The sequence below is a fragment of the Streptomyces sp. NPDC030021 genome (assembly GCF_055574035.1).
The window spans coordinates 141,862-163,637 of the sequence record NZ_JBVIAH010000010.1; the positions used below are offsets into that span (position 1 = coordinate 141,862).

Below are 21,776 nucleotides of genomic sequence, written 5' to 3' on the forward strand. Positions count from 1 at the left end.
CGGCATCAGGAGGTCGGGGAGGATGACCTTTCTATCACTGACCCGGCCCGGTCCCGCTCAGGCCTCCTCGGCCAGCTCCAGCCAGCGCATCTCCAATTCGTCTCGGTCCGAGAGGAGTTCGCGCAGCTCCGCGTCGAGCTTGGCAACCTTGTCGTAGTCGGTGGAGTTTTCGGCGATCTGGGCGTGCAGGTTGCCCTCGCGGTCGGACAGCTTGTTCAGCTGCCGCTCGATCTTCTGGAGCTCCTTCTTCGCGGCGCGCGAGTCCCCCGAGGCGGTGGACTTCGCGGAGCCCGCGGACGGGACGGGCGCCGGGGCGGCCGCCTCGATCATCCGCTGCCGGCGCTCCAGGTACTCGTCCAGACCGCGCGGCAGCATCCGCAGGCTCGCGTCGCCGAGCAGCGCCATCACCGTGTCGGTGGTGCGCTCGATGAAGAAGCGGTCGTGGGAGATCACGATCATCGAGCCGGGCCAGCCGTCGAGGAGGTCCTCCAGCTGGGTCAGGGTCTCGATGTCGAGGTCGTTGGTGGGCTCGTCGAGGAAGAGGACGTTGGGCTCGTCCATCAGCAGGCGCAGGATCTGCAGACGGCGGCGCTCACCGCCGGAGAGGTCGCCGACCGGCGTCCACTGCTTCTCCTTGGTGAAGCCGAACTGCTCGCAGAGCTGGCCCGCCGTCATCTCGCGGCCCTTGCCGAGGTCGACGCGGTCACGCACGCGCTGGACGGCCTCCAGGACGCGCAGGGACGGGTCGAGTTCGCCGACCTCCTGGGAGAGGTAGGCCAGCTTGACGGTCTTGCCGACGATGATCTTTCCGGCGGCGGGCTGGACCTCGCCCTGGGTGCGGGCGGCCTCGGCGAGGGCGCGCAGCAGGGAGGTCTTGCCGGCACCGTTGACGCCGACGAGGCCGACGCGGTCGCCGGGGCCCAGGTGCCAGGTGAGGTGCTTGAGGAGTTCCTTCGGGCCGGCGTGGACGCTGACGTCTTCCAGGTCGAAGACCGTCTTGCCGAGGCGGGCGTTGGCGAACTTCATCAGCTCGGAGGTGTCGCGCGGCGGCGGCACGTCGGCGATGAGCTCGTTGGCGGCCTCGATGCGGTAGCGCGGCTTGGAGGTCCGGGCGGGGGCGCCGCGGCGCAGCCAGGCCAGCTCCTTGCGCATCAGGTTCTGCCGCTTGGACTCCTCGGTCGCGGCGATGCGGTCGCGCTCGGCGCGGGCGAAGACGTAGTCGCTGTAGCCGCCCTCGTACTCGTGCACGTCACCGCGCTGCACGTCCCACATCCGGGTGCAGACCTGGTCGAGGAACCAGCGGTCGTGGGTGACGCAGACGAGCGCGGACCGGCGCTCCTGGAGGTGCTTGGCCAGCCAGGAGATGCCCTCGACGTCGAGGTGGTTGGTGGGCTCGTCGAGGATCAGGAGGTCCTGGTCGGCGATGAGCAGCTTGGCGAGGGCGATCCGGCGGCGCTCGCCGCCGGAGAGCGGGCCGATGACGGTGTCGAGGCCCTGGCCGAAGCCGGGCAGGTCGAGGCCGCCGAAGAGTCCGGTGAGGACGTCACGGATCTTGGCGTTGCCGGCCCACTCGTGGTCGGCCATGTCCCGGATGATCTCGTGGCGGACGGTCGCCCGGGGGTCGAGGGAGTCGTGCTGGGTGAGGACGCCCATCCGCAGGCCGCCGGACTGGGTGACCCGGCCGGTGTCGGGCTCCTCCAGCTTGGCGAGCATCCGGATGAGGGTGGTCTTGCCGTCGCCGTTGCGGCCGACCACGCCGATCCGGTCCCCCTCGGACACGCCGAGGGAGATGCCGTCCAGCAGGGTACGTGTGCCGTACACCTTGCTGACTGCCTCGACATTGACCAGATTGACGGCCATCAGACGCGCTCCAGGGAAAGGGTGTGGATCAGCCCCTCAGCCTAACCCTCCGGGCCGGGGCAGACCGTTCTACGAGATACCAGCCGCCCAGTGCCATCGCGATCGCGGCCGGCGCGGTGACGGGCAGGGCGATCAGCGTGGCGCTGTGCCCGTCGAGCAGGCCGCCGAGGCCGGTCATGGACAGGCCCAGGATGCCGAGCAGGCACAGGGTGATCCCGAGGGCGGCGACGGGGCCGCCGGAGCTCCGCGCGGGGGCGGGCGCGCTGGGCCGGGGCGCCTCGAAGCGGCGGAACAGCGCCACGAGTACGCCCGTCAGGGCGGCCGCGGCCAGGAACCGTACCGGGACCTGCGCCCACCAGGCGGCCGTGGCGGGGGCCGGCAGGCCGAGGCCGAGGGCGAGCTGGGCCGCGTACACGCCGAGCATGGCGGTCAGGTGCCACAGGAAGGCGGTCATGGCGAGGCCGTTGGCCGCGACCACCCCGCGCCAGACGCGCGGGCGGCGCAGCCACGCGGTGGCGGGCCCGGCCGCCAGCTGGACGGCACCGACGAGCCACAGGCCGTGGCAGAGCAGGGCGAGGGTGGGCGGGGCCATGTTGGAGACCTTCTCGCCGGGCATCCCGACCATGGACAGCGGGTACGGCCCGTACGCCACCAGCAGGGCGGCGCAGGCGAGTCCCGCGGCGGCGAGGACGGCGGGCCTGCGGATGCGGCCGTCGGCGCGCAGGAAGCCGAGCTGGTGGACGGCGAGCCAGACGAGGGCGAAGTTCAGGAACTCCACGTACGGGACGCCGAGCGCGAAGCGCAGTACGTCGACCAGTGCGGCCGCCCCTGCCAGGGCGGCGAAGGCGGCCCAGCCGTGGCGCTCGTGCAGCTTCAGCAGCGGCGGGGTGAAGGCGACCATGGCGAGGTAGATCCCGATGAACCACAGCGGCTGGGTGACGAGCCGCAGCGCGGCCCCGGTCAGCGTTCCGCCGCCGTGGCCGGCGAGCTGCACGGCGAGCGCGGCCGCGGCCCACACCAGGACGAAGACGAGGGTGGGGCGCAGCAGCCGCTGGAGCCGGGCCCGCAGGAAGGCGGCGTAGACGGGCCCGTCGGTGCGGCGGGCCAGGGATCGGTAGGACAGGGCGTGCGAGAACCCGCCGACGAAGAAGAAGACGGGCATGATCTGCAGCCCCCAGGTGAGCACCTGGAGGGCGGGCACGAGGGCGAGCAGATTCCCTATGCCGTCGCCGCTGACGGCCGCCATCAGCCAGTGTCCGGCGATGACGGTGCCGAGCGAGGCGACGCGCAGCAGGTCGACGTACCGGTCACGGTCGGCGGGGGTGGCCTCGGCCATGGCGCGTGCGCTAGCTGTCATGGGGCCACGGTGTCCCCTGCCGCGTGTCTCCCGACAGGGTGCGGATACTCAACTCCGGCCTAGGTACCACCACCGGGGCCCCGCCCCAGGTGGTGCGCCTCGATCGCCGGCGAGGCTCAAAGACCGGGGCTCCGCCCCGAACCCCGCGCCTCAAACGCCGGCGGGCTGAACGTGCGCCCGGCGGGGCTGCAACTTCAGCCTCGCCGGCGTTTGAGGCGCGGGGGTACGGGGGCAGCGCCCCCGCAGCGGACCCGCGGGGTCAGGACGGCAGAACCGTCGCGCCCGACGCCGGGCTGGACGCCACGCGGGTGGCCCGGCAGGTGCCCGACGCGGACAGGGCCGCTGCCACCTTCTCCGCCGACTCCGCATCCCGGCACAGGAACGCCGTCGTCGGCCCCGAGCCGGAAACCAGCGCGGCGAGCGCACCACCGTCCACGCCCGCGGCCAGCGTCCGCGCGAGCTGGGGTCGCAGGGAGAGCGCGGCCGGCTGGAGGTCATTGGCCAGCGCCGCGCCCAGCGCCTCCGCGTCACCCGAGGCGAGCGCCGCCAGCAGCGCCGGGGAGGCCTGCGGCTCGGGGATCTCCGTACCGGCGGCCTCGGCGAGGCGGTCGAACTCGCGGAAGACCGCCGGGGTGGACAGCCCGCCGTCGGCCACCGCGAAGACCCAGTGGAACGTCCCCGCCCCGACCGGCGTGAGCAGCTCACCGCGGCCGGTGCCGAGCGCGGCCGCGCCGACGAGGCTGAAGGGGACGTCGCTGCCGAGCTCCGCGCAGATGTCGAGGAGCTCGGCGCGCGGGGTGTCCAGGCCCCACAGGGTGTCGCAGGCCAGCAGGGCCGCCGCGCCGTCCGCGCTGCCGCCCGCCATGCCGCCCGCGACCGGGATGTTCTTCGCGATGTGCAGGTGGACGGCGGGTTCGATCCCGGCCCGGGCCGCGAGGATCTCGGCGGCGCGCGCCGCGAGGTTGGTGCGGTCCAGGGGGACCTGGTCGGCGTCGGGGCCGGTGCAGGTGATGGTCAGGGCGTCGGCCGGGGTGGCGGTGACCTCGTCGTACAGGGAGACGGCGAGGAAGACGTTGGCCAGGTCGTGGAAGCCGTCGGGGCGGGCCGCGCCCACCGCCAGCTGGACGTTGACCTTCGCGGGGACCCGTACGGTCACGGGCGCCTGGTGCGCGCTCACAGTGCGGGCCTCTCCGCCGCCGGCTTGTGCTCGGCGATCGCCGCGAACTCCTCGACCGTCAGGGACTCCCCGCGGGCCTGCGGCGAGACACCGGCGGCGACCAGCGCGGCCTCCGCGCCCGCCGCCGAGCCGGCCCAGCCGGCCAGCGCGGCGCGCAGCGTCTTGCGGCGCTGGGCGAAGGCGGCGTCGACGACCGCGAAGACCTCGGCCTTGGTGGCGGTGGTCTTGATCGGCTCGGTGCGGCGCACCAGCGAGACGAGACCGGAGTCGACGTTCGGGGCGGGCCAGAAGACCTTGCGGCCGATGGCGCCGGCCCGCTTGACGTGCGCGTACCAGTTGGCCTTGACGGAGGGCACCCCGTAGACCTTGTTGCCCGGTTCCGCGGCCAGCCGGTCGGCGACCTCGGCCTGCACCATCACGAGCGTGCGCTCGATGGTCGGGAAGCGGTCGAGCATGGTGAGCAGGACGGGCACGGCCACGTTGTACGGCAGGTTCGCGACGAGCGCGGTCGGCGCCGGGCCGGGCAGTTCGGTCACCAGCATCGCGTCGGAGTGGACCAGCGCGAAGCGGTCCTTCTTCGCGGGCATCCGGGCCTCGATGGTGGCGGGCAGAGCGGCGGCGAGGATGTCGTCGATCTCGACGGCGACGACCCGGTCCGCGGCCTCCAGCAGCGCGAGCGTCAGCGAGCCGAGCCCCGGGCCGACCTCGACGACCACGTCGTCCGGGCGGACCCCGGCGGTGCGCACGATCCGGCGGACCGTGTTGGCGTCGATGACGAAGTTCTGCCCCTTCTGCTTCGTCGGGCGTACGCCGAGGGCGGCGGCCAGCTCCCTGATGTCGGCCGGGCCGAGGAGGGCGTCGGGCGCGGCGGGGGAGGTGTTCTCGGTGTTCTCGGGCTGCTGCTCTGCGGTGCTCACCGGTAAAGCGTACGGCCGCAGTGCGGCCACGGACTCGCCCCCCGCTGCACGTAGAGCTTCTTCGCCCGGTACGTCTGCTCCGCGCCCGGGGCGTCCTGCGGGCGTCCGCTGCCGCCGAGGCCCTGCCAGGTGCGGACGTCGAACTGGTACAGCCCGCCGTAGGTCCCCGAGGTGTCGGTGGCGGCGGGGCGGCCGCCGGACTCGCACTGGGCGAGGGCCGCCCAGTTGAGGCCGTCCGCGCCGGCGACGGAGCTCGGCAGCGCCTTGGTGCCGACCTTGACGAGCTGGGTGACGGGTTCGCGGACGACCTCGTCGGCGATGGGCCGCGGCTTCTGCCGGACCCCGTTGACGGTGCGCAGGCTGTACGTGACCCTGCGCGCCCCGGGGCGGCCGACGCGCTCGACGACCTCGGTGCCGGCGAACAGCTCGGGGTCCTTGACCTTCTCGGTCTCGTACGGGATCCGCTCCTCGCGGACCTCGCGGGTGCCTGCGATGCGGAGCACGGTGACGGTCTGGCCGTCGCGCGGGAAGTCGGTGGGCGGTACGGAGGTGGTGTCCTGGCCCTGGAGGGTGATGCCGGCCTGGTCGAGGGCCTCCTGGACGGTGGCGGCGTTGGTGCGGATGGTGCGTTCGCGGCCGTCGGCCATGAAGGTGACGCTGCGTTCGGTGCGGACGCTGAGGGCCAGCCCGGCGCGCGGGACGGGGGCGGTGCGGGGGGCGGAGAGGTGGGCGCCCTCGGCGCGGATGCCGAACTGGCGCAGGGCGCCCTCGACGGTGCGGGCGGTGGTCCACACCTGGCGCTGCTGTCCGTCGAGGGTCATGTGCAGAGGGCGGCCGTAGTGGACGACGATCTCCTCGCCGTCGACGAGGGGTTCGCCTGGGGCTGGGGCGACGAGGTCGTGGGGGCCGACGCCGAGGCCTTCGGCGGCGAGCAGTTCGCCGATGTCGTCGGCGAAGGTGTGGAGGTTGCGCGGGACTCCGTCCACGGTGAGCCGTACGGCCTTGTCGGCGGCGACGAACGCCGTGGTGCCGCCCGCGAGGAAGGCGACGACGAGGGCCTGCGGCACGATCCGCCGCCAGTTCCCGCCGAGGGGCTCGGCGGGGGCGCCGCGGCCCCGGGCGCGGCGGCGGCCCGGCACCGTGGGGGCGGGGGCGGCCGGTGCGACGGGTGCGGCCGGGGCCGGGGCCAGGGCCACGGCCCCGGCCCCGGGGGCCGCGGCCCGGCGGCGGCCCGAACCGGGCGCGACGGGCGCCGCGGCCAGGGTGTCGGCCTCCGACAGCTCGGCCGGTGACAGGCCGGCTCGGCGGCGGCGCCCGCCGCGCGGCGCCGGCACCGCGGCCGGGGCCGGGACCAGGGCCGGGACCAGGGCCGCCGGCTGGGGCTGGGTCGGGGGCTCCGGATCCCACGCGGCGGGCCCGGGATCCCCCGTACCGGACGGCCAGGCCACGGGCTGGGCCAAGGGCTGGGCCTCGTACGCCTCGGGGACGGGACCGCCACGGCGGTGACTGCCCTGCGTATCGCTCACGACGCTCGCTCCACTGGTGATCCGGCACCCTCTGGTGCGGGCACGGCACCCTAGCGGAGGAGTCGTCACGCTCCAAAGCGGGACGGCTACTCAGCGTGTCGGAGCGGGCGGGGAATCAGTAGCCGAAGGCGCGGGCCGTGTTGGCCGCCAGCGCGGTGGCCATCGCGTCCTCGTCGATGCCGCGGACCGCGGCCATCGCCCGGACCGTCAGCGGAATGAGGTACGGCGCATTGGGCCGTCCGCGGTACGGCGCCGGGGTGAGGTAGGGCGCGTCCGTCTCGACGAGCACCAGCTCCAGCGGGGCCACGGCCAGGGCCTCGCGCAGCGGCGCGGCGTTCTTGAAGGTGACGGTCCCGGCGAAGGACATGTAGTACCCGGCGGCGGCGCACTCGCGGGCCATGTCGGCGTCCCCGGAGTAGCAGTGGAAGACGGTGCGCTCGGGGGCGCCCTCCTCGCGCAGGACGCGCAGCACGTCCGCGTGGGCGTCCCGGTCGTGGATGACGAGCGCCTTGCCCTGCCGCTTGGCGATCTCGATGTGCGCGCGGAAGGAACGCTCCTGCGCGGCCATGCCCTCGGGCCCGGTGCGGAAGTGGTCCAGGCCGGTCTCGCCGACCGCCTTGACGTGGTCGAGCGCGGCCAGCGCCTCGATCTCGGCGAGCGCCTCGTTCAGCGCGGCCTCGCCGCCGCCGACCCGGGCGCCCTGGCGCGACCACCCGTCGGGGTCCCCCAGCACGATCCTCGGCGCTTCGTTCGGGTGCAGGGCGACGGCCGCGTGGACGTTCTCGTACGCGGCCGCGGTCTCGGCGGCCCACCGGGAGCCCTTCACGTCGCAGCCCACCTGGACGACGGTGGTCACGCCCACCGAGGCGGCCTTCGCGAGGCCCTCCTCGACGGTCCCCGACTGCATGTCGAGGTGGGTGTGCGAGTCCGCCACCGCCACCCGGAGGGGTTCGGGCAGCGGCGGCGGTGCGTCCTTGGGCTGCGTCTTCTCCACGCGTGTGCTCATACGGCCGATCTTATGACCGGCGGAAGAGCCCCTTCAGACGGGAGAGCAGACCCCGGCGCTCCCCGGCCGGGCCGGCGGCCACCGGCCCCGGGGAGGCGTGCGACCGGGCGGGCCTGCGCTGCTTCGGCGGCTTCGGCGTCCGGGGGACGTTCGCACCGGCCGGCACCGGTCCGGCGATCCCGGGGGCGATCTGGTGGTGGTAGATGTGGTCGATCATGCCCAGCACCGAGGAGACCTGCCCGGCCCGCATGATCCGTACGACGTGTCCGCCGCAGTTCAGGCAGGTCGGGTTGGACAGGGGGGAGGGCACCCGCTCGCCGTCGACCTTGTACATGATGAACGGCTCGCCCTTGCCGTCGACGTGGTGCTCGATCGCGTACGCCTGCTCCCAGCCGTACCCGCACCTCATGCACGCGAAGGAGTAGGCCTCGTGCACGGTGTGCACGTCGGAAGCGGTCACAGCGACGGGGACTGCGGCGGGGACGGGTACCGGGGTGTCTGCGATCTCACTCATGCCAGCTCCTCTTGTTCCACTGGTGCCATTGCCAGTGGACGCCTCAACGGGCGGGAGCGCATCAGGCCCTGTCTACTGTTGGACGGTCTTTGGGCGACTCATGTCAAAAGCGCCCGGTGCGCGGTCTGAGCTTTGCTTTTCAGGCTAGCTCTTTACCGACCGAGGGCATCTTTTGTGCCGCGTTCTTTGCCGCGACCACAGCGTCGAACACCTCGCGCTTGGGTACGCCGGCCTCGGCCGCGACCGCCGCGATGGCCTCCTTGCGCCGCTCGCCGGCCTCCTCGCGCACCCGCACCCGGCGCACCAGCTCCTCGTCGTCCACGTCTCCGGGCACGGCGGCCGGGGCGCCCTCGACCACGACCGTGATCTCACCGCGCACCCCTTCGGCGGCCCAGGCCGCGAGCTCGCCGAGCCCGCCGCGCTTGACCTCCTCGTAGGTCTTCGTCAGCTCGCGGCAGACCGCGGCCCGCCGGTCGGCGCCGAAGACCTCGGCCATCGCGGCCAGGGTGTCGTCGAGCCGGTGCGGGGCCTCGAAGTAGACGAGCGTGCGCCGCTCGCCCTCGACCTCGCGCAGCCGGCCCAGGCGCTCCCCCGCCTTGCGCGGCAGGAACCCCTCGAAGCAGAACCGGTCCACCGGCAGCCCGGACATGGCGAGCGCGGTCAGCACTGCGGACGGCCCGGGAACGGCGGTGACCTTGATGTCCTTCTCCACGGCGGCGGCGACCAGCCGGTAGCCGGGGTCGGAGACCGACGGCATGCCCGCGTCCGTCACCAGCAGCACGCGCGCCCCGCCGGCCAGGGCCTCGACCAGCTCCGGGGTGCGCGCCGACTCGTTGCCCTCGAAGTACGACAGGACGCGCCCGGTGGTGCGCACACCGAGCCCCTGGGTCAGCCGGCGCAGCCGGCGGGTGTCCTCGGCGGCGATCACATCGGCCCGCTCCAGCTCGGCCGCCAGACGCGGCGGGGCGTCCGCGAGGTCGCCGATGGGGGTGCCGGCGAGCACAAGCGTGCCCATCAGGCCTCCGGCCGTGGCTGCAGTGGTGGTGGGCTCGGTACCGCGGGGCTGGTCAGTTGTCACCCGCCCATCCTCTCAGCCCGGTGCCCCGCCGCCCCCGCCACTGGTGGCGCACACGGATCTCTTCCCTACGATGTGCCGGTGACCAGTACCGCGACGCCGCCGCCCAGCCCCGCGGGGGCCCCGCCCGCCTCACCGGCGGGACGCGAAGACGAGCCGCCCACCTGGCTGCGCCGGCTGCGCGGCTTCGGCTACGTGCCGCCCGCCGCCGCTTCCGCGCGCGCGGACGTCCGCACCCGCCTGGTGCCCCCGTACACCAGGCCGTCCAAGCAGCTGTGGATGACCTTCGGGCTGCCGCCCCAGGTATGGGGGACCTGGCGGCTGATCGCCTCGTGGGTGGGGCCGCTGCTGGTGGCGCTGGTCGCCGGGGTGCTGCGGTTCGTGCACCTGGGCAGCCCGAAGGCGGTGATATTCGACGAGACGTACTACGCCAAGGACGCCTGGGCCACGATCCGGCAGGGCTACGAGGCGAGCTGGCCCAAGGACATCGACGCTTCGATCCTCGCCAACCCGGACGCGGTCGCCCTCCCGGCCGACCCGGGCTACGTCGTGCACCCGCCCGTCGGCAAATGGGTGATCGGGCTGGGCGAGTGGATGTTCGGCTTCACGCCCTTCGGCTGGCGGTTCATGACCGCCGTGCTCGGCACCCTGTCGGTGCTGATGCTGTGCCGGATCGGGCGCCGCCTCTTCCGCTCGACCTTCCTGGGCTGCCTGGCGGGCGCACTGCTCGCGGTGGACGGCCTGCACCTGGTGATGAGCCGCACCGCGCTGCTGGACCTGGTGCTGATGTTCTTCGTGCTCGCCGCCTTCGGGGCCCTGCTCATCGACCGTGACCGGGCCAGAGCCCGGCTCGCGGACGCGCTGCCGGTGGACGAGGAGGGCCGGACCCGGCCGGACGTGAAGATCGCCGAGACGCTGCGGCTGGGCTGGCGGCCGTACCGGATCCTGGCCGGTGTCTGCCTGGGTCTGGCCGGGGGCACGAAGTGGAACGGCTTCGTCATCCTCGCCTTCTTCGGCGTCCTGACCGTGCTGTGGGACGCCGCCGCGCGCCGCACCGCGGGCGCGGGGGCCCCGTACGCCTCGATGCTGCGCCGCGACGCGCTGCCCGCCTTCGTCTCCACCGTGCCGGTGGCGATCGCCACGTACCTGGCCTCGTGGTCGGGCTGGATCCTCAGTCCGGACAACGGCAAGGGCGGCTATCTGCGGGACTGGGCGGCCAAGTACGACCAGGGCAGTTCGCTGGGGTTCCTGCCGGAGTGGCTGCGCAGCCTGTGGCACTACGAGACCGAGGTCTACAAGTTCCACGTCGGCCTGACCTCAGGGCACACCTACGAGTCCAACCCGTGGAGCTGGCTGGTCCTGGGCCGGCCCGTCTCCTACTTCTACGAGTCCCCCGAGGCCGGCACCGACGGCTGCCCGGCGACCGCGGCGGGCAAGTGCGCCCGCGAGGTCCTGGCCCTGGGCACCCCGCTGCTGTGGTGGGCGGGCTGCTTCGCGCTGCTGTACGTGCTGTGGCGGTGGTTCTTCCGCCGCGACTGGCGGGCGGGCGCGATCGCGTGCGCGCTGGGTGCGGGTCTGCTGCCCTGGTTCAACTACCAGGAGCGGACGATCTTCTACTTCTACGCGGTGGTCTTCGTCCCGTACCTGTGCCTGGCGGTGGCGATGATGATCGGCGCCCTGCTGGGCCCGGCCGGGTCGAGCGAGCGCCGCCGGGCGCTGGGCGCGATCGGTGCGGGCGTGCTGGTCCTGCTGATCGCGTGGAACTTCATCTACTTCTGGCCCATCTACACGGGCCAGACCCTGCCGATGGACTCCTGGCGCGGCCGCATGTGGCTGGACACCTGGGTCTAGCAGGACGGACGCGGGCCCCGATGCTCACCGGCGTCGGGGCCCTTCCGGTTGTCACTGGTCGCCAGTGGGCATCGACGGCCACCCTGGACGGCCCGCAGACGGCCCTGTATCCATGCAAGCGACTCGCCCTGCGGGCGTATCGAGTCCGAGCCGGCAGACGGACCGTCGGCGGTTCGTTGCATCCCCTCCCCATCCCGCCCTGCCGAGGTCCGCGCCGCGATGCCCCGTCAAGACTCATGCGGGCAGGGGCCACAGCCATGGCTCCACGGACCTCTGCCCGCCAACCAGTCGACCTCCGGAGCAGGTTGAGGAGCCGGCCTCCGGGGCGATGGGCGGGCTCGGGGCAGCGCGGCGGGGGGCACCCCCACGCCATGGGAGGTTCGCGAGCGGGAGCCTGATGTGCGTAGCGCGGTGGAGCCGGGACGGGGGCAACCCGTCCCGGCTCCGCTGCGTAGCGCGGTGTCGGGGCCTTCGTCGTCGCGCTACCGGGACGCCTCGCAGGCCGCGGACGCGACGTCCTTGCTCGCGCCGACCGCGACGAGGCTGGCGTCGCAGCTGGTCTGGTTGCCGATCGACCCCTGGTAGCAGGCCTCCGCGGCGCCGTCCGTGGCCTTCGGGGCGTGCTGGGCGACGTACTGCTCGCAGGCCTTCACGTCCGCGTGGGCGGACGGGGCGGCGATGACGGTGCCGCCGACGGCGAGGGCCAGGCCTGCCAGGATGCTGGGGATACGAGCCGACGGACGCATGCGGATGCACCTGCTCTCTCGGTGGGTCGCGCGATCCGCCGACGCGCCGGACCGCGGGCGGGGGCGGCGGCGCGGAGCGGGCACTCCGGGGGGCGACCGGCTCGGCGCATCGGTCACCCTCGCTCTTCCGACGCTAGAACACGGCGAGGGTGCACGCATTTTCGGGCCGCGCCGGTGTCAGCCCTCCGGCGCGTGCTCGTCGTCCCAGGCGGGGGCCGTGGTCGTACCGGCGGCCCAGTCCCGCCGCAGGATCGCGTAGCCGACCGCGTCGCGGACCGTACCGTCGGCCGAAGGCCATCCCTCTCGGTAGTGCGCCTCCTTGACGTACCCGCACCGCCGGAAGGTGCGGCGCATCGCCGCGTTGTCCTGGCGCGTGGTGCCCTCGATCCGCCGGATCCGGGGGAATTCCGTGAACAGGTATCCCGTCAGCCAGGTCAGGGCTTGGCCGCCGATCCCCCGGCCCCGGTACCGGGAGCGGATCCGCAGGTCGAAGACGGGCGTGCCGTCGCCCAGGTCCATCAGGCGGACCAGGCCGAGGGTGTCGCCGCCGCCGGCGATCCAGAACGACCTGGTCTCGGTGTTGTCGAAGCGGCCCTCCGCGGCCCATTGCCGGGCCTGCTCCGGGTCGACCACGGCCGAGCCGTGGAACGGCCAGGTGTCCCCGGTGAGGAAGGCGACCAGGTCATCGGCATCGGCATCGGCGTAACGCCGGTAGGTGAGGTCCACGGCGGCACTCTAGGGAGGGGGGCCGCCGGTGACGAGCCGATTACGTTCGGATGTTCCGGTCCGGTAACAATGGCGTACCGGAGCGCTGCACAGAGTAAAGTCCGCACCAAGGGTTCTTTGAACATGTTCAGGAACCGTGACCATGGGGGAAGGACTCAAGTGAACGGGGCAGCGAAGGGTGCCGTCATCGGCGGGGTGTTCCTCGCCATGCTCGGCGGTGCCGGGTACGGGGTGTACGCGCTGGTGGGAGACGCCGGCGGGGATACGAAGGAAGGCAAGGACGGCGAGACCTCCGTCCAGGCCGAGAAGGGCAGCGGGCCGGTCAGCGAGAAGGACGCCGCGAAGACCGCCAAGGCCTTCCTGGCCGCCTGGGCGGCCGGGGACGAGCGGGTGGCCGCCGACCTGACGAACAACGCCGCGGCCGCACAGGCCGCGGTCGGGGATTTCAAGACCAAGGCGTACGTGTCCAAGGCCGTGATCACCCCCGGCACGCCGAACGGCACCACCGTGCCGTTCAAGGTCGAGGCGGAGATCACGTACGAGGGCACCACCAAGCCGCTGGCCTACGACTCCCAGCTGACCGTGGTGCGCGGGCTGAACAGCGGAAAGCCGCTGGTCGACTGGCAGCCCTCGGTGATCCACCCCCAGCTCCAGAAGGACGAGAAACTCCGCGCCGGCGCCCCCGCGAGCCCGCCCGTCAAGGCCGTGGACCGCAACGGCGAGGAGCTGACCGCGGAGAAGTACCCCTCGCTGCGCCAGATCCTCGACGAGCTGCGCCAGACCTACGGCAACAAGGCGGGCGGCAAGCCCGGGGCCGAGGTGTGGATCGAGCCGGTCGCCAAGGAGGCGCCCAAGCGGACCCTGCTGACCCTGGTCGAGGGCGAGCCGAGCACCCTCAAGACGTACCTGGACGCGAAGGTGCAGGCGGCGGCCGAGCAGGCGGTCACCAAGTTCCCGGAGGCCTCGGTGGTCGCCGTCCAGCCGAGCAACGGCCACATCCTGGCCGTCGCGAACAACCGCAAGGACGGCTTCAACGCGGCGATGAAGGGCAAGCGGGCGCCCGGCTCCACGATGAAGATCGTGACGGCGGCGATGCTGATCGACCGCGGGCTGGTCGCCGCCGACAAGCCCGCGCAATGCACCAAGGACGTGATCTGGGGCGGCCGCACCTTCCACAACCTGAACAACTTCGAGGCCCCGGGCGCCACCTTCGGGACCAGTTTCGCCAAGTCCTGCAACACCGCCTTCATCAAGCCGATCCGAGACGTGCACGACGACGCCGCGATGTCGAAGGAGGCCACGGAGGTCTTCGGCATCGACCTGGACTGGAAGACGGGGATCGTGTCCTCCGACGGCAAGGTCCCGGTGGCGACCGGCGCGGAGGAGGCCGCCGGGTACATCGGCCAGGGAAAGATCACCATGAACCCGCTGAACATCGCGTCCATCACCGCGACCGCACGCACCGGTGTCTTCCGCCAGCCGCTGCTGGTCTCGCCGGAGCTGGACGGCCGGACGATCGCGACGGCCCAGCGCCGGATGAAGTCCTCGGTGCAGCAGCAGCTGGTCGGCATGATGAAGCTGACGGCCTCCAGCGGCACCGCACGGGAAGCGATGTCCTCGGTCGGCGGCTCGGACAAGGGCGCGAAGACCGGCTCGGCGGAGGTCGGCGGCGCCGGGGACAGCCCGGACAGCTGGTTCACCGGCTTCAGCGGTGACGTGGCCGCGGCGGCCATGGTCGAGGGCGGCGGCCACGGCGGCGAGGCGGCGGGCCCGATCGTCGCCCAGGTACTGAACGCGGGCTGACCGGGTGGCGGCGACGCGACCGGCTCGGGCCGAAAACGGTCGTGTCGCCGCGCCGGGAAGGTGACGCGGGCCGACGCCACCCTGGTCCGGGAGACCACCGGCTGCGCGATCGGCGGGGTCCCTCCCTTCGGGCACCGCACGCGTACCCGGGTGCTGGCCGACCGGTCGCTGCTGGCCTACGAGGAGATCTGGGCGGCGGCCGGTACCCCGGCCACGGTGTTCCCGATGGCCCCGGAGGAGCTCGTCGCGTACGCGGGGGCCACACCGGCCGATGTGCGCGAGCAGGCTCACGGGCAGGCCGACGCGCAGGGTTCAGAAGGCTGACAAGGCCGACTTCAGGGCCCGGACCAGGGCCTGCGCCCGGGGGTCCGCGGTGACCGACCTGGCCAGGGCGTTGGTGACGTAGCCGAAGCCGACGCCCGCCTCCGGGTCCGCGAAACCCAGGGAGCCCCCGCGGCCGGGATGGCCGAAGGAGGCCGGCGAGAGCAGCGGGGAGGCCGGGCCGTGCAGCATGTAGCCGGCCCCGAAGCGGGTGTTGACGACCAGCACCCGGTCCGGTCCGGCGGAGTGCTCCCGGGCGGCCAGCTCGGTGGCGGCCGGGGTGAAGATCCGTGCGCCGTCCTCGACCACGCCGATGGTGGCCCCGTAGAAACGGGCCAGGGCGCGGGCCGTCCCGATCCCGTTCGAGGCGGGGAGCTCGGCCGCCCGGTAGGCGGGGTCGTTCTCGTCCGGCACCGGTTCGATGGCGGCGAAGGCACGGCGGGTGAGGGAGTCCGGGTCGGCGTAGGCCTCGGAGACGTTGCGCCGCGGCCTGGTCCGCAGCATGCCCGCGCTCTCGGGCGGCTCGACCGGCGCCACCCGGCCCACCCGATGGGTCTCGGTCTCCGGCAGGCCGATCCAGAACTCCAGCCCCAGCGGTTCGGCGATCTCCTCCGCGAGGACCGAGCCCACCGTGCGGCCGGTCGCCCGCAGCACCAGCTCGGACACCAGCCAGCTGTAGGTCTGCGCGTGGTAGCCGTGCTCGGCGCCCGGCTCCCAGAAGGGCTGCTGCGCGGCGACCGCGCGCGCCCCGGACACCCCGTCGGCGGCCTCGGCGGCGCTCAGCCCCCGGTCCAGCGCCGGTATGCCCGCGCGGTGCGCGAGCACGTCGCGGACCAGGATCCGCTCCTTGCCGCCCGTCTTGAACTCCGGCCAGTACGAGCCCACGGGTGCGTCCAGGTCCAGCAGTCCGCGCTGGTGCAGCAGCAGCGGCACGGCGGCCGCCACGCCCTTGGTGGCGGAGCGGACGATCTGCGCGGTGCCCTCGGTCCAGGGCTCGGTGCCCTCCGCGTCGCGGGTGCCGCCCCACAGGTCGACGACCTTGCGGCCGTCCCGGTAGACGGCGACGGCCGCGCCCCGGTCCCCGAGCACCTCGAAGTTGCGTACGAACGCATCTCTGACGGGCTCGAAGCCCTCCGCCACCGTCCCGTGGACATCCACGTCTACTCCCAGCACCTGCTGCGGCGCCCCGACGACGCCTACGCAACAATGCAACGCCTGCCGGACGGCCCTGCTTCCCGGGTCCCCCCCGGAGCGGCTCACCGGGCCCGGGCCCCCGACCGGCGGACGGAGTCCGACGCAGCGGTTCGAAGCCTGGGAGGCGCCCCGGCGCCGATCAGCGCGAGGGGCGCGCCAGAAGGGGCGTGCGCGGGTCGAAGCCGAACGGGAGCTCCAGCCGGTGGGCCCGCATCAGCTTGTCGTCGCACAGGAGCTCCTGCGTGCGGCCGTCCGCCGCGATGACCCCTTCGCTGAGGATCACCGAGCGCGGGCACAGTTCCAGCGCGTACGGCAGGTCGTGCGTCACCATCAGCACGGTGACGTCCAGCGAGCGCAGGATGTCCGCGAGCTCGCGTCGCGAGGCGGGGTCCAGGTTGGACGAGGGCTCGTCCAGGACCAGGATCTCGGGCCGCATGGCCAGGACGGTCGCCACCGCGACGCGGCGGCGCTGGCCGAAGGACAGGTGGTGCGGCGGCCGGTCGGCGAAGTCCGCCATCCCGACCTGGTCCAGGGCCGCGCGGACCCGCTCCTCCAGCTCCGCGCCCCGCATTCCGGCCGCTGCCGGACCGAAGGCCACGTCCTCGCGGACGGTCGGCATGAACAGCTGGTCGTCGGGGTCCTGGAAGACGATCCCGACCCGGCGGCGGATCTCGGCGAGGTTCCGCTTCTCCACCGGCAGCCCGGCGACGGCCACGGTGCCGACCCCGCCGCCGAGGATGCCGTTGAGGTGCAGCACCAGGGTGGTCTTGCCGGCGCCGTTGGGTCCGAGCAGGGCCACCCGCTCGCCCTGCCCGACGGTCAGGTCCACCCCGAAGAGGGCCTGGTGACCGTCCGGGTAGGCGTAGGCGAGGCCGGCGACTTCGAGGGAGGGGGTAGTGGTCACAGGGTCCATCCCATCAGACAGACGGCGAGGGCCGTCACCGGGAGTGCGGCCGCGTACGCCCACTGGGCGCGCGAGGCCGAGACCTCGTCGATCACCGGCATCGAACCGGCGTAGCCGCGGCTGACCATCGCGAGGTAGACCCGCTCGCCGCGCTCGTAGGAGCGGATGAACAGCGCGCCGGCGGTCTTGGCCAGCACCCCCCAGTGCCGGATGCCGCTCGCCTCGAAGCCGCGGGAGCGGCGGGCGATGGACATCCGGCGCAGCTCGTCGCTGATCACATCGCCGTAGCGGATCATGAAGGAGGCGATCTGGACGAGCAGCGGCGGCAGCTTCAGCCGCTGCAGGCCCAGCAGCAGGGCCCGCAGCTCGGTCGTCGAGGCGAGCAGGACGGACGCGGCCACGCCGAGGGTTCCCTTGGCGAGGACGTTCCAGGCGCCCCACAGGCCCGAGACGCTGAGCGACATGCCGAGCACCTGTACCCGCTCGCCCCCGGCCACGAAGGGCATGAGCACGGCGAAGGCGACGAAGGGCACCTCGATCAGCAGCCGCCGGAGCAGGAAGCCTGCCGGGATCCGGGCGACGGCCGCCACTCCCACGAGGAGGGCGGCGTACAGGCCGAAGGCCCACACCGCCTCGCGCGGTGTGGACACGACGACCACGACGAAGGCCAGGGCCGCGGCGAGCTTGCAGTGCGCGGGCAGGTCGTGGACCGGCGAGTGGCCGTGGCGGTAGAGCTTGTGGGCGTGGCCGACCCCCATGTCAGCCTGCCGAGACGGAGGTGGAGACGGAAGCGGCGGTGAGGTCTTCCGTCCGGCGGCGGCGCACGGCCCAGAAGATCCCGGTGCCGGCGACGACGGTCACGCCGACGCCGATGACCCCGGCGAGACCGCCGGACAGGCGGGCGTCGTCGACGTCCTTGACGCTGTAGTCGGCGAGCGGGGAGTTCGCGGCGGCGTGCTCCTCGACCTTCTCGTCGATCCCCTTGTCCGCGGCGACCTTCTCCAGGCCGTCGGGGTCGGCGGAGGCGTAGAAGGAGACGAACCCGGCGAGCACGAGGGCGGTGACCAGGCCGGTCACCCACACCTTCTTCGTCGATCCGGCGCCGGCGGCGACGGGCGCGGCGGCCGCGGCCGGGGCGTCGACGAGCGCGCCGCCGACGCGCAGCTTCAGGGGCGAGGCCAGCCCGCGGGCCCCGTGGACCAGGTCGGGACGTACGGCGATCACGGCGCCCACGGTGGCCGCGGTGATGGCGGCCTCACCGATGCCGATGAGCACGTGCACGCCGACCATGGCGGTGATCACCTTGCCGATGGGCACGTCGGTGGTGCCACCGACGGCGTAGACGGCGGTGAAGGCCGCGGCCGCGGCGGGCACCGAGAGCAGGGCGCCGGTGAAGGCGGCCACGGTGACCGAGCGGCGGGTGGGCGGCAGGATCCCGAGCAGGCCGCGGAAGATCGCGTAGGCGACGACGACGGTGACGACGCCCATGACGGTGACGTTGACACCGAGGGCGGTCAGGCCGCCGTCGGCGAAGAGGATGCCCTGCATGAGCAGGACGACGGACACGCACAGCACGCCGGTGCAGGGGCCGACGAGTATCGCGGCGAGCGCCCCGCCCAGCAGATGGCCGCTGGTGCCGGCCGCGACCGGGAAGTTCAGCATCTGGACGGCGAAGATGAAGGCGGCGACGAGACCGGCGAGCGGCGCGGTGCGCTCGTCGAGTTCGCGCCGGGCGCCGCGGAGGCTGACGGCCACCGCGGCGGCGGCCACCACTCCGGCGGCCACCGAGACGGGTGCGTTGATGAATCCGTCGGGCACGTGCATGCAGTGGCTCCGCTTCTTACTCAGTCTTTAGCTGTTCAACCATAGTGCCCAGTTGCAAATCGTTGGCAAGAGCGGACGCATCACAAATAGAACCGCGCGCTTTCGTGGGAATGTGCGAGGCTGGACGGGACAAAAGGACGCAAATGTTCTGATTTCGAGGAGTCTTGTCGATGTCAGCAACCGCCGAGAATCCCCCTGCGACCGCCACCGGCACCGCGACGGCCACCGCCACCGCCGTCGAGGAACGGGTCCGTGCCCGCGTCATCACGGACGATCCCCTCTACCGGACCATCCCGGTCGCCCTGCGATTCGCCGGCGACGAGCCGCTGGCTGTGCGGATCGTGTTCCCGGCGGGCCTGTCCCCCGAGGGCACCGACAACGAGTGGGTCTTCCCCCGGGCTCTCCTGGAGGCGGGCCTCCAGGCCCCGACCGGGACCGGGGACGTACGCATCTGGCCCTGCGGCCGCGTCCAGGCGGTCGTCGAGTTCCACTCCCCGGAGGGCGTCGCCGTCGTCCAGTTCGACATCGCCGCGCTGCGCCGCTTCCTGCGGCGTACGTACGCCCCCGCGGCCGCCGTCACCCGTCGGGCGTAACCGGGCCCGGCCCCGTACCGCCTGGTGATCAGGCGGTACGGGGCCGGGCTGTGTCCTGTCGGCAGGTGCGGGGCCGACGGGGTCGGGCGGGGTCAGGCGTTGACCAGCTCGCGGTCCTTGTCCGGTCCCTCCGGGGACTGCGCGGCCTCCAGATGCTTGCGCAGGCTCTCGCCCTCCACGTCCACGTTCGGCAGCAGCCGGTCGAGCCACTTCGGCAGCCACCAGGCCTTGTGCCCGAGCAGGGCGAGCACCGCGGGGACGATGGCCATGCGGACCACGAAGGCGTCGAAGAAGACGGCGACGGCCAGACCGAAGCCGATCATCTTGACCATCTGCTCGCTGGCCCCGATGAAGCCCGCGAACACCGCGATCATGATGACGGCGGCGGCCACGACGACCCGCGCGCTGTACTGGAAGCCGGTCACCACGGCCTGGCCCGGGCGCTCGCCGTGGACGTACGCCTCACGCATCCGGGTGACGAGGAAGACCTCGTAGTCCATGGCCAGACCGAAGACGACACCCACCATGAAGATCGGCATCATCGACATGATCGGGCCGGTCTGCTCCACTCCGAAGACCGAGCCGAGCCAGCCCCACTGGAAGACCGCGACGACCGCGCCGAGGGCGGCGACGACGGAGAGCAGGAAGCCGAGGGCCGCCTTGAGCGGGACCAGGACCGAGCGGAACACCAGCATCAGCAGCAGGAAGGCGAGGCCGACGACGAGTGCCAGGTAGGGCAGCAGCGCGTCGTTCATCTTCTGCGAGAAGTCGATGTTCATCGCGGTGGCGCCGGTGACGAGGACGTCGTCGCCGCTGCCGTCGCGGATCTCGTGGACCAGGTTCTCGGTCTGCGTGGAGGACGGACGGTCCTTCGGGATCACGGTGATCACCGCGGCGTCGCCGGCCGCGTTGGGGGTCGGCGGGGTGACCGCGACGACGCCCTCCAGGCCCTTGATCCGGTCGACGGTCTCGTTGGCGAGCTGCTTGTCCCCGTCCACGACGACCATCAGCGGGCCGTTGAAGCCCGGGCCGAAGCCGTCGGACAGCAGGTCGTACGCCTGGCGCTGGGTGGTGGAGACCGGCTGGGCGCCGTCGTCCGGCAGGCCCATCTCCAGCTTGCTCGCCGGGATGGCGATGACGCCGAGGCCGATCACGCCGGCCAGCAGCACCATGACGGGGCGGCGCAGGACGAAGCGGGCCCAGCGGGTGCCGCCGTTGGCCTTCTTCTCGGCGCCCGCCGGCTTGCCCTTGCCGAACAGCCGGCTCTTCTCGCCCGCGGGCAGCACCTTCTTGCCCGCGAAGCCGAGGATGGCCGGGACCAGGGTCAGCGCGACGAGCACGGCGATGACCACGGTGCCCGCGGCCGCGAAGCCCATCTTGGTCAGCATGGGGAGGTTGACGACGGCCAGGCCCACCAGGGCGATGACCACGGTCAGACCGGCGAAGACGACGGCGGAGCCGGCGGTTCCGACGGCGCGGCCGGCGGCCTCGTCCCGCTCGCGGCCCTCGGCGAGCTCCACGCGGTAGCGGGAGACGATGAAGAGGGCGTAGTCGATGCCGACCGCGAGGCCGATCATCGTCGCGAGGGTGGCGGTGGTGTTGCCGAGGTCCAGCACGTTGGCGAGCGCGGTGATGGAGGAGACGCCGATGCCCACGCCGATGATCGCGGTCAGCAGCGGCAGACCGGCGGCGATGAGCGAGCCGAAGGTGATGACGAGGACGATCGCGGCGACCGCGATGCCGATGATCTCGCCGGAGCCCGTCTCGGGGGCCGCCATCAGCGCGTCGCCACCGATCTGGACGTTCAGCCCGGCGGCCTTGGCGGCCTCGCCCGAACCCTTGAGCGCCTCGCGGGTGTCGTCCTTCAGCTCCATGCCGCTGACGGTGTACTTGGCGCTGATGTAGGCGGTCGAGCCGTCCTGGCTCACGGCCTGGACCTCGTACGGGTCGGCGACGGAGGAGATCTCGGCCGCGCCCGGTCCGGTCTTCAGACCCGAGACGATCTTCTGGACCTCGGCCTTGGGGCCGGGGTCGGTGACCTTGGCGCCCTCGGGGGCCTTGATGACGATGCGGGCGGTGGCGCCGTCGGCGGCCATGCCCGGGAAGCGCTCGTCCAGCAGGTCGAAGGCCTTCTGGGCCTCCGAACCGGGTATCGAGAACGAGCCGGAGGTGGGCGCCGCCGCCGAGGCGGCGCCGAAGCCGGCGGCGAACAGCAGTGCCACCCAGAGGAGGGCGACGAGACCGCGGCGCCGGAAGGCGCCTCTGCCGAGTCGGTAGAGGAAGGTAGCCACGTCGGTGGTTCTCCCGTTCTGGTCGTGGGATGGATCCGGATCGGATCAGGGCGTGAAGAGCCGGCCCGACGACGAGAGCGGCGTGTCAGGA

General features: G+C 72.9%; 18 protein-coding genes and 1 pseudogene. 4 read left to right on the forward strand and 15 right to left on the reverse strand.

Annotation, left to right across the window (positions count from 1 at the left end; translation table 11 throughout):
• Positions 1–57: 57 nt before the first annotated feature.
• The 8 genes from ACZ4YL_RS21225 to rsmI all read right to left on the reverse strand — a co-directional run bounded on the left by ACZ4YL_RS21225 (position 58) and on the right by rsmI (position 9,375).
• Positions 58–1,860, reverse strand: a complete 1,803-nt coding sequence (locus tag ACZ4YL_RS21225; protein WP_468118365.1) for an ABC-F family ATP-binding cassette domain-containing protein — start codon at positions 1,858–1,860, stop codon at positions 58–60.
• A 28-nt stretch (positions 1,861–1,888) separates the two neighbouring features.
• On the reverse strand, positions 1,889–3,217 hold the full coding sequence (locus ACZ4YL_RS21230; protein ID WP_468118367.1) for an acyltransferase family protein: 1,329 nt from the start codon (positions 3,215–3,217) through the stop codon (positions 1,889–1,891).
• A 259-nt stretch (positions 3,218–3,476) separates the two neighbouring features.
• Positions 3,477–4,394, reverse strand: a complete 918-nt coding sequence (locus ACZ4YL_RS21235) for a 4-(cytidine 5'-diphospho)-2-C-methyl-D-erythritol kinase (protein WP_468118368.1) — start codon at positions 4,392–4,394, stop codon at positions 3,477–3,479.
• Complete coding sequence (rsmA, locus tag ACZ4YL_RS21240) at positions 4,391–5,311, reverse strand: 16S rRNA (adenine(1518)-N(6)/adenine(1519)-N(6))-dimethyltransferase RsmA (RefSeq protein ID WP_468118370.1); 921 nt, start codon at positions 5,309–5,311, stop codon at positions 4,391–4,393. The genes ACZ4YL_RS21235 and rsmA overlap by 4 nt, the downstream gene beginning before the upstream one ends.
• Positions 5,308–6,837, reverse strand: coding sequence for a ubiquitin-like domain-containing protein (locus ACZ4YL_RS21245; RefSeq protein ID WP_468118371.1), 1,530 nt, complete (start codon positions 6,835–6,837; stop codon positions 5,308–5,310). Before ACZ4YL_RS21245 ends, rsmA begins: the two co-directional genes overlap by 4 nt.
• A gap of 115 nt (positions 6,838–6,952) precedes the next feature.
• Positions 6,953–7,843: a TatD family hydrolase gene (locus ACZ4YL_RS21250; protein WP_468118373.1), complete on the reverse strand. Its 891-nt coding sequence runs from the start codon at positions 7,841–7,843 to the stop codon at positions 6,953–6,955.
• A gap of 10 nt (positions 7,844–7,853) precedes the next feature.
• Positions 7,854–8,357 carry a hypothetical protein gene (locus ACZ4YL_RS21255; RefSeq protein WP_468118374.1) on the reverse strand — a complete coding sequence of 168 codons (504 nt, stop codon included), beginning with the start codon at positions 8,355–8,357 and terminating at the stop codon, positions 7,854–7,856.
• Positions 8,358–8,496: 139 nt separating this feature from the next.
• Positions 8,497–9,375: a 16S rRNA (cytidine(1402)-2'-O)-methyltransferase gene (rsmI, locus tag ACZ4YL_RS21260; protein ID WP_468118584.1), complete on the reverse strand. Its 879-nt coding sequence runs from the start codon at positions 9,373–9,375 to the stop codon at positions 8,497–8,499.
• Between the two features lie 138 nt (positions 9,376–9,513).
• Between rsmI and ACZ4YL_RS21265 the strand changes: the two genes are divergently transcribed.
• Complete coding sequence (locus tag ACZ4YL_RS21265; RefSeq protein WP_468118375.1) at positions 9,514–11,283, forward strand: dolichyl-phosphate-mannose--protein mannosyltransferase; 1,770 nt, start codon at positions 9,514–9,516, stop codon at positions 11,281–11,283.
• A gap of 482 nt (positions 11,284–11,765) precedes the next feature.
• Here ACZ4YL_RS21265 and ACZ4YL_RS21270 read toward each other — a convergent pair whose 3' ends face one another.
• Positions 11,766–12,029 carry a hypothetical protein gene (locus ACZ4YL_RS21270; protein WP_468118376.1) on the reverse strand — a complete coding sequence of 88 codons (264 nt, stop codon included), beginning with the start codon at positions 12,027–12,029 and terminating at the stop codon, positions 11,766–11,768.
• Between the two features lie 177 nt (positions 12,030–12,206).
• Positions 12,207–12,755: a GNAT family N-acetyltransferase gene (locus ACZ4YL_RS21275; RefSeq protein ID WP_468118378.1), complete on the reverse strand. Its 549-nt coding sequence runs from the start codon at positions 12,753–12,755 to the stop codon at positions 12,207–12,209.
• A gap of 159 nt (positions 12,756–12,914) precedes the next feature.
• On the opposite strand from ACZ4YL_RS21275, the gene ACZ4YL_RS21280 reads away from it, so the two are divergent.
• Positions 12,915–14,558: a penicillin-binding transpeptidase domain-containing protein gene (locus ACZ4YL_RS21280; protein ID WP_468118380.1), complete on the forward strand. Its 1,644-nt coding sequence runs from the start codon at positions 12,915–12,917 to the stop codon at positions 14,556–14,558.
• 51 nt (positions 14,559–14,609) lie between these two features.
• Positions 14,610–14,882, forward strand: a pseudogene (locus ACZ4YL_RS21285) (YbaK/EbsC family protein); the annotation flags it as partial.
• On the opposite strand, the gene ACZ4YL_RS21290 reads toward ACZ4YL_RS21285, so the two are convergent.
• From ACZ4YL_RS21290 to ACZ4YL_RS21305, 4 genes are all read right to left on the reverse strand, one after another.
• Complete coding sequence (locus tag ACZ4YL_RS21290) at positions 14,871–16,037, reverse strand: serine hydrolase domain-containing protein (protein ID WP_468118382.1); 1,167 nt, start codon at positions 16,035–16,037, stop codon at positions 14,871–14,873. The pseudogene ACZ4YL_RS21285 and the gene ACZ4YL_RS21290 overlap by 12 nt on opposite strands.
• Positions 16,038–16,212: 175 nt before the next feature.
• Positions 16,213–16,986: an energy-coupling factor ABC transporter ATP-binding protein gene (locus ACZ4YL_RS21295; protein ID WP_468118384.1), complete on the reverse strand. Its 774-nt coding sequence runs from the start codon at positions 16,984–16,986 to the stop codon at positions 16,213–16,215.
• Entirely contained in the window at positions 16,974–17,735 is a 762-nt protein-coding gene (gene cbiQ, locus ACZ4YL_RS21300) for a cobalt ECF transporter T component CbiQ (protein ID WP_468118386.1), read from the reverse strand. Before cbiQ ends, ACZ4YL_RS21295 begins: the two co-directional genes overlap by 13 nt.
• A 1-nt stretch (position 17,736) precedes the next feature.
• Entirely contained in the window at positions 17,737–18,801 is a 1,065-nt protein-coding gene (locus tag ACZ4YL_RS21305) for an energy-coupling factor ABC transporter permease (RefSeq protein WP_468118388.1), read from the reverse strand.
• Positions 18,802–18,971: 170 nt separating this feature from the next.
• On the opposite strand from ACZ4YL_RS21305, the gene ACZ4YL_RS21310 reads away from it, so the two are divergent.
• Entirely contained in the window at positions 18,972–19,394 is a 423-nt protein-coding gene (locus tag ACZ4YL_RS21310) for an SsgA family sporulation/cell division regulator (RefSeq protein ID WP_390801481.1), read from the forward strand.
• A 92-nt stretch (positions 19,395–19,486) separates the two neighbouring features.
• Here the strand turns inward: ACZ4YL_RS21310 and ACZ4YL_RS21315 are convergent, their stop codons facing one another.
• The gene (locus tag ACZ4YL_RS21315) at positions 19,487–21,685 is read right to left on the reverse strand and encodes an MMPL family transporter (protein ID WP_468118390.1); all 2,199 of its coding nucleotides are present in this window, start codon (positions 21,683–21,685) and stop codon (positions 19,487–19,489) included.
• Positions 21,686–21,776 lie beyond the last annotated feature (91 nt).

Bases quoted from the DNA above. Each gene is read 5' to 3' on its own strand.
- ACZ4YL_RS21295 (WP_468118384.1), bottom strand. From the start codon at position 16,986: ATGGACCCTGTGACCACTACCCCCTCCCTCGAAGTCGCCGGCCTCGCC.
- ACZ4YL_RS21230 (WP_468118367.1), bottom strand. From the start codon at position 3,217: ATGACAGCTAGCGCACGCGCCATGGCCGAGGCCACCCCCGCCGACCGT.
- ACZ4YL_RS21255 (WP_468118374.1), bottom strand. From the start codon at position 8,357: ATGAGTGAGATCGCAGACACCCCGGTACCCGTCCCCGCCGCAGTCCCC.
- ACZ4YL_RS21225 (WP_468118365.1), bottom strand. From the start codon at position 1,860: ATGGCCGTCAATCTGGTCAATGTCGAGGCAGTCAGCAAGGTGTACGGC.
- ACZ4YL_RS21250 (WP_468118373.1), bottom strand. From the start codon at position 7,843: ATGAGCACACGCGTGGAGAAGACGCAGCCCAAGGACGCACCGCCGCCG.
- ACZ4YL_RS21270 (WP_468118376.1), bottom strand. From the start codon at position 12,029: ATGCGTCCGTCGGCTCGTATCCCCAGCATCCTGGCAGGCCTGGCCCTC.
- ACZ4YL_RS21310 (WP_390801481.1), top strand. From the start codon at position 18,972: ATGTCAGCAACCGCCGAGAATCCCCCTGCGACCGCCACCGGCACCGCG.
- cbiQ (WP_468118386.1), bottom strand. From the start codon at position 17,735: ATGGGGGTCGGCCACGCCCACAAGCTCTACCGCCACGGCCACTCGCCG.
- ACZ4YL_RS21305 (WP_468118388.1), bottom strand. From the start codon at position 18,801: ATGCACGTGCCCGACGGATTCATCAACGCACCCGTCTCGGTGGCCGCC.